5 protein-coding genes are annotated in these 6829 nt (G+C 63.4%); 4 read left to right on the forward strand and 1 reads right to left on the reverse strand.

Going from position 1 to position 6829, the window contains the following annotated elements:
* Window positions 1–172 precede the first annotated feature (172 nt).
* From V5A53_RS11470 to V5A53_RS11480, 3 genes are read left to right on the forward strand one after another with little or no spacing between them, the layout of a single operon-like run.
* A complete protein-coding gene (locus tag V5A53_RS11470; RefSeq protein WP_332313749.1) occupies window positions 173–2275 on the forward strand; it encodes a hydantoinase/oxoprolinase family protein in 2103 nt (700 codons plus the stop codon).
* Between the two features lies 1 nt (window position 2276).
* Entirely contained in the window at window positions 2277–4265 is a 1989-nt protein-coding gene (locus V5A53_RS11475; RefSeq protein WP_332313750.1) for a hydantoinase B/oxoprolinase family protein, read from the forward strand.
* 3 nt (window positions 4266–4268) lie between these two features.
* Window positions 4269–4568 (forward strand): acetone carboxylase subunit gamma, encoded by a 300-nt coding sequence (locus V5A53_RS11480; protein ID WP_332313751.1) that lies wholly within the window; start codon window positions 4269–4271, stop codon window positions 4566–4568.
* A 39-nt stretch (window positions 4569–4607) separates the two neighbouring features.
* Here the strand turns inward: V5A53_RS11480 and V5A53_RS11485 are convergent, their stop codons facing one another.
* The gene (locus V5A53_RS11485; RefSeq protein WP_332313752.1) at window positions 4608–5849 is read right to left on the reverse strand and encodes an acyl-CoA dehydrogenase family protein; all 1242 of its coding nucleotides are present in this window, start codon (window positions 5847–5849) and stop codon (window positions 4608–4610) included.
* Window positions 5850–5939: 90 nt separating this feature from the next.
* Here V5A53_RS11485 and V5A53_RS11490 point away from each other — a divergent pair, with 90 nt between their 5' ends.
* Entirely contained in the window at window positions 5940–6728 is a 789-nt protein-coding gene (locus V5A53_RS11490; RefSeq protein ID WP_332313753.1) for an enoyl-CoA hydratase/isomerase family protein, read from the forward strand.
* Window positions 6729–6829: the final 101 nt, after the last annotated feature.

Raw genomic sequence — 6829 nt, forward strand, 5'->3', positions numbered from 1 at the left:
CACCAGCGCGCCTAAAATTGAATACCCCATATATATTTGTCGATAACAGGGACACGTCACGCGTGTGAATTATATTGGGCATTTAATATGACATTCGAAATATCCTTGTGTGAATTAATAATTAATCATTGAAAATCTATAAATAGATATTCCGTGTTCTAATAGGTCCACCATGAGATTCTTGTGTAATGTTGACATTGGTGGTACCCACACGGACATCGCGGTCATTGACGAGGACGGAAACACGACCGAGGCGAAGGTCCAGTCGACGCCGGGGGACTTCGCTCAGGGGTTTTTCGACTCGCTCGACGCCATCGCGTCCGAGCTGGGTATCAATACGACGGAGCTGCTCGAATCGTCCGATCTGGTCTCACACGGGACCACGGTCGGGACCAACGCGGTCATCGAGGGCGAGGAATCCGAGACCGCGCTCGTCACGACCCGCGGGACCGAGGACGTCCTGTTTCTGATGCGCGGGGCGCCCGGACGGACCAGCGGGCTCCCCATCGAGGAGGTGCTCAGATATCAGCACGCGACGAAACCGGATCCGATCATCCCGAAACACCGCGTCCACGGAATCAACGAGCGGGTCGACTCGATGGGCGACGTCGTCGTGGAGTTCGACGAACAGCAGGCCCGGGACGTAGCCCAGCAACTGGCCGAGGAGGACATCGACTCCGTGGCAGTCAGCTTCCTGTGGTCGTTCCTCGAATCCGATCACGAGGAGCGGATGACCTCGATACTCGAGGAGGAACTCGACGACGACGTGTTCCTCACACAGAGCAACCAGCTCGTTCCCAAGTGGGGTGAGTACGAGCGAACGACGGCAGTCGCAATCAACGCCTCTATCGGTCCGGTCACCTCCGAGTACATCACCGACATCGACGAGGAGCTCACCGAGCGAGGCTACGACGGCAAACTGCTGGTCATGCAGGTCGGTGGCGGCGTGGCCCCCGCGGCTGACGCGATCAGGGAGCCCGTCCGGACGATCGACTCCGGGCCAGCCGCCGGGATGATCGGCTGCAGTTACCTCGCAGATCACCTCGAACACGAGGACATCATCGCCGCCGACATGGGCGGGACGAGTTTCGACGTCGGTCTCATCACCGACGGCGAACCGCTCACGAACGCGACCAACGTCATCAACAGGTACGACTACGCGATCCGGAACATCGACATCGATTCGATCGGCAACGGCGGCGGGTCGATCGCCTGGGTCGACGAGGACACCGGACGCCTCGAGGTCGGCCCGCAGAGTGCGGGCGCCGACCCCGGCCCCGCCTGCTACGGCGAGGGCGGCTCGGACCCGACGATCACCGACGCCGACCTCCTTTTAGGATTCCTCGACGCCGACGAGTTCCTCGCGGGGCGGATGTCGCTGGACGTCGACCGCGCCGAGAGCGCTATCGAGGAGCTGGCCGACACGCTGGGGATGGGCGTCACCGAGACCGCAAGCGGCATCGTCGAGATCGCCAACGCACAGATGGCCGATCTGGTCGGCCAGCGGACTATCAACCGCGGCTACGACCCGCGGAACTTCGTGATGTACGCCTACGGCGGGGCCGGTCCGATGCACATGGCCGCCGTCGCCGACCAGCTCGATATCGGAACCGTCGTCGTGCCCGGCGGGAGTGCCTCGTCGGTGTGGTCGGCGCTCGGCATCTCCTCTTCGGACGTGCTCCACCGAAACGAGGTCTCGAACATCCGGACCGTCGCGCCGTTCGACCCCGACGAGGTCACCCGACGGTTCGAGGACGCCGAAACCGAGGTCCGGGAGAAACTCGCGGACAACGACTTCGCCGACGAGCAGATCCGCATCGAGCGGTACGCCGACCTGCGGTACGGCGCCCAGGTCCACCAGATCCCGGTGCCCATGCCGGGCGGGACGCTCGACGAAAGCGACATCGACGACATGATCCGGCGCTTCGAGCAGAAATACGAAGAGCTCTACGGCGAGGGCGCCGGCGCCAGCGAGAGCGGTTTCGAGCTGGTCGCGGTCCGCGTCGACGGCTACGGCGAGACGACCAAACCCCAGCTCGAACAGGCCGGAACCGACGGCGGGGCCGACCCCGCGGGGACGGCCGAGGTCTACTGGCCCCGCGAGTCCCGGCGGCTCGAGACCGAGATATACTACGACGAGGACGTCGGTCCGGGCGGTTCCATCGACGGCCCAGCGGTGGTCCGGATGGAGAACACCACCATCGCGGTTCCACCCAACGACACCTGCGAGATCGACTCCTACAGCAACTTCAACATCTCCATCGGAGGTAACTGACATGGCATCAAACACCGACGCCGACGCACAGCATCAGGGCACGGACGTCTGGGAGGACTTCCGGTACGGCTACGTCCCCGAGGACGAACTGGACATCCACCCGAGCGTCACGCTCCACGAGGAAGCCGAAGACGAGATCGACCCGGTCACGTACAAGGTCCTCAGACATCGCCTCTATACGATCAACGAGGAACACGGCCACACCCTCGAGAACGTCTCCGGGTCGCCGGTGGCGTACTTCGCACAGGACTTCAACCCGACCATCCTGACGGCCGAGGGCGAGGTCGTCTTCCAGGGCCCGTACATCCAGTTCTTCTCGCCCATCGCGGAACTGCAGGTCAAGTGGGTACTGGAGAACCGCAGCGGCAACCCCGGCATCGAACCGGGCGACATGTTCCTCTCGAACGACCCGTGGGTCGGCAGCACCCACCAGCCGGACGTGTTCTTCCTCGCACCCGTCTTCCGGGAGGGCGAACTGTTCTGCTGGGTGGTCAACACGCTCCACCAGTACGACATCGGCGGCATTAGCGCGGGGAGTTTCTGCCCGAGCGCCGACGACGTCTTCGGTGAGCCGACGCCGATCCCGCCGACGAAAGTCGCTGAGGACGACGAGGTCCGACAGGACATCCGGCAGATGTACCTGCGCCACACGCGACTCCCCAACCTCGTGGCACTGGACTTCAACGCCCAGGTCGCTGGCTGTCGGGTGACCCGGGACCGCATCCACGACGTCGTCGACGAGTACGGTGCCGAGACGGTCAAGGGGGTGATGAACCAGATCATCGACGACTCGGAGAACCGGTACCTGCGAAAGATCAAGAAGATCCCCGACGGCACCTGGCGGGCCCGCGAGTACATGGAGGGCTCACAGACCGGCGACGACAACGTCTACCCCGTCGAGATACAGTTGACCAAGGAGGGAGACACGCTCACGTTCCGCAATGACGGCACCGCCGAGAGCCACGGGGTGATGAACATCACCTACGCCGGGTTCCGGACGGCGATCATGAGTATGCTCAACCCGCTGATGATGTACGACGAACTGTTCGTCGCCAGCGGCGCGTTCCGGCACATCGATATCGACACCACGCCAGGGACGCTCAACCGTGCGGAGTGGCCGGCCGGGTGTAGCCCCGGCGGGACCACCAACATCGAGTTCTCGATCGGGCTGATCCAGGATGTGATGACGCGGATGCTGTCGGCCGCGCCCGAACTGAAAGCCGACATCGTCACCGACACGCCCACGCTCAGCACGATGGCACAGGCCGGCGTCGACCAGTGGGGGAACCCCTACGGGACGATGAACCTCGACATCATGGGCGGCGGAATCGGCGCGACGCCGAACAAGGACGGCGTCGACGTCGGCGGCTACCTCTGGGGGCCGAAAGGACCGATGCCCAACATCGAGAACAACGAGCAGGACTACCCGGTGCTGTACCTCTACAAGGAGATCGTCGAGGACTCGGGAGCACCGGCAGAACGCCGGGGCGGGGCGACGATGCAGTACGGCTGGGTGCCCCACAAGACCGAGGAGATCCAGAACGTGTTCGTCGGCAACAGCGGCGTCACGTCCGTCACCGCCGGCATCGGCGCCTACCCCGGCCCGCCCGCGGTCAACAGTGTCGTCGAGGACACGGACGTGACCGACAGACTCGACAACCAGGACATCCCCCAGTCGCTCGATGAGTTCGACACCGAAACCGAACCGTTCGCACCGAAGACCGAATACGTCCAGAGTCCGGACGACGTCGTCCAGGCCCGGAACGGGACGCCCGCAGGGTACGGCGACCCGATCAAACGCGGCCCGGAGAGAGTGGCCGAAGACGTCGCGAAGAACCTCGTCAGCGTAGAGGCCGCCCGCGAACTCTACGGCGTCGTGCTGGACCGTGACGGCTCGGACGTGACCGTCCGCGAAGACGAGACGGAGGCCCGGCGACAGGAGATCCGCGAGCAACGACTCGAAGACAGTTCCATCCCAGCGGAGGACTGACCCATGAAAATTCACGAATATCTCGAACTCGACCCGGACGACGAAACGATCAGTTGCAGCGAGTGTAGCGAGCGACTGTGCGACGCAGACCAGAACTTCAAGGAACACAGTGCGATGCGAACTGGCCCGGTCACCGACGCGGGGCCGCTGTTCCAGCCCGCAAAGCGCATCCTCGGCGAGGATCCCGGCTACGAGTTCCGCCAGTGGTTCTGTCCGAACTGTGGCGTGATGTTCGACCACCGCTTCGCGCTCGAGGACGACCGCATCGTCCACGACATCGAGATCGACATCGAATCCGCCTGAGTCGGTCTCCGCCGTCGCTTTATTCGGCGGTCGTCCGGGTCACTCGCTCGGCCACGTATTGGGGTCTCCGAACCGTGAGATCGCGTCTACTTCACTCGAATCGATATCCCGGAACAGTTCCCGCGCGATCAGTTTCTGGTGTGTGGCGTCGGGACCGTCGTAGATTCTGAACGCCCTGATGTTCGTGTAGAAGTCCGAGAGGGGAAGGTCCTCCCCGATTCCGTTCGCCCCACAGGTCTGTACGGCACGGTCGATCACGTCCTGGGTCACGTTCGAACTCCGATACTTGAACATCGCCACGTCCGTCCGATGGGGCTCGCCCGCCGTCATCTTCCGGGTGACGTCTCGGCCCAGAAGCCGCACGGCGTGGAGCTTCGTCTGCGCCTCGGCGAGATCGAATCGAAGGGCTTGCTTCTCGACGAGTTTCTCGTCGAAGGACTCCCGCTCGCTGGCATAGGCCTTCGCAACGTCCAACGCTCGTTCCGCCATACCGATCTTCGTGAGGCCGAGCCAGACGCGACTGTGATTCAGGGCCTTCTGGAAGGCGACGAACCCTTCGCCTTCCTCGCCCATCAATGCGCTTTCCGGAACGTGGACGTCGTCGAACGTTATCTCCGAGTGAACCGGTTCGCCGACGACGTGGTCGCTCATGTGTGCGATATCCCGTTCGACAGTCACGCCGGGCGTATCCATCGGCACTGCGAACACCGAGATTCCCTCGTGTAGGTTCGCCTCGGAATCGGTCTTCGCGAAAAGGATGATGAGATCGGCGTCCCCGCCCTGCGTTGCCCACCATTTGTGCCCGTCGATGACCCACTCGTCGCCGTCCTTCTCGGCGGTCGTCCCTATCATCGTCGGGTCCGAGCCGGCGCCCGAGGTCGGTTCGGTCATCGATACGGCGGCCTTGATTTCCCCTTCGACCAACGGCTCCAGCCACCGGTCCCGTTGCTCGTTCGAACCGAACGCTTCGAGGGCATACAGCGCCGCCTCGTCCGGCCACCCGGGTGCATGAACCGCGTGCGGTCCCAGTCGACTTCGCCCCGCCGCCTCGAGTACGGGCACCTGTTCTCTGAAACTCAGCCCGAGTCCGCCGTACTGCTCGGGGATTCCGGGGCCGAAAACCCCGTACTCGCGCGCTTTCTCGCGTAACTCAGCGAGCTGCTCGTCGGGGATCTCGGTTTCGGATCGCAGCTCCCGCTCGACGGGCACGACGACCTCCGAGACGAACTGCCGTGTTCGATCCGCGATCTCAGTTGCACGTTCACTGTCATCATACTTCATACGAGAATATACCATGAATATCCATATAGTATTTTGGTCCCGAGCGCCGCCCGGAGGAACCCTTTTGATGGCCCGGCTTGATGCGAAGGTATGCCAGTGATGGACAACGGACACGTTCGCATCGAGTACGACGACCAGCGTGCCGACGTCATCATCGACCGCCCGGACAAGCGCAACGCCCTGAACGAGGCGGCCGTCGCGGACCTCACCGAGGCGATTCGACGCGTCGACGAGGACGACGACGTCAGAGCGGTCGCCCTGCTGGGCGAGGGGTCGGTCTTCTGTGCCGGCTTCCAGCTCGAGATGATGCACGAGAAGGACGTCGACGAGCACGACGAGTTCCAGCGGTCGTTCCGGACGCTTTTGAACACTATCGACGAATCGACCACGCCCGTCGTCGCGGGCGTCAAGGGTGCGGGTATCGCCGGCGGCTTCGAGTTGACGCTACCGGCCGACCTCCGGGTGCTGGGCGAGGAGACCAAATACGGCATCATCGAGGTCACCCTCGGCATCTTCCCCCATCAGGGCTCGACGCAGCGACTGCCCCGTATCGTCGGCATCGGGAGGGCCAAGGAACTCGTTCTGACGGGCGAGTACATCGACCCCGAGGAGGCCGACCGATGTGATCTCGTCACCGAAGTCGTGCCCGAAAGCGACGTCGACGCCCGCACCCGGGAGTTGGCCGGCGACCTGACCGAGAAGGCGCCGCTCGGAATCCAGAACGCACTGGAGGCGTTCCAGGCTACCTTCGACGTTCCGCTCGAGGACGGCCTCAAGACCGAACACCGACTGGCGATGCAGGTCTACGGCAGCCGCGACCGTAAGGAGGGCTTCGAGGCCCGACTGGAAGGCCGCGAACCCGAGTTCGAAGGCAGATAGGACGCGACCGGCGGCCCATTTTATGTACTCCGTTCGCCAAACAGGAGTATGCGACTCGCTGGAAAGACTGCGTTCATCACCGGTGCTGGGTCAGGACTCGG

The sequence above is a fragment of the Natronomonas sp. genome, assembly GCF_036625485.1.
Taxonomy (GTDB): domain Archaea; phylum Halobacteriota; class Halobacteria; order Halobacteriales; family Haloarculaceae; genus Natronomonas.

Coding starts and splice junctions, on each gene's coding strand:
- V5A53_RS11485 (WP_332313752.1), bottom strand. CDS start 5,849: ATGAAGTATGATGACAGTGAACGTGCAACTGAGATCGCGGATCGAACA.
- V5A53_RS11480 (WP_332313751.1), top strand. CDS start 4,269: ATGAAAATTCACGAATATCTCGAACTCGACCCGGACGACGAAACGATC.
- V5A53_RS11490 (WP_332313753.1), top strand. CDS start 5,940: ATGCCAGTGATGGACAACGGACACGTTCGCATCGAGTACGACGACCAG.
- V5A53_RS11475 (WP_332313750.1), top strand. CDS start 2,277: ATGGCATCAAACACCGACGCCGACGCACAGCATCAGGGCACGGACGTC.
- V5A53_RS11470 (WP_332313749.1), top strand. CDS start 173: ATGAGATTCTTGTGTAATGTTGACATTGGTGGTACCCACACGGACATC.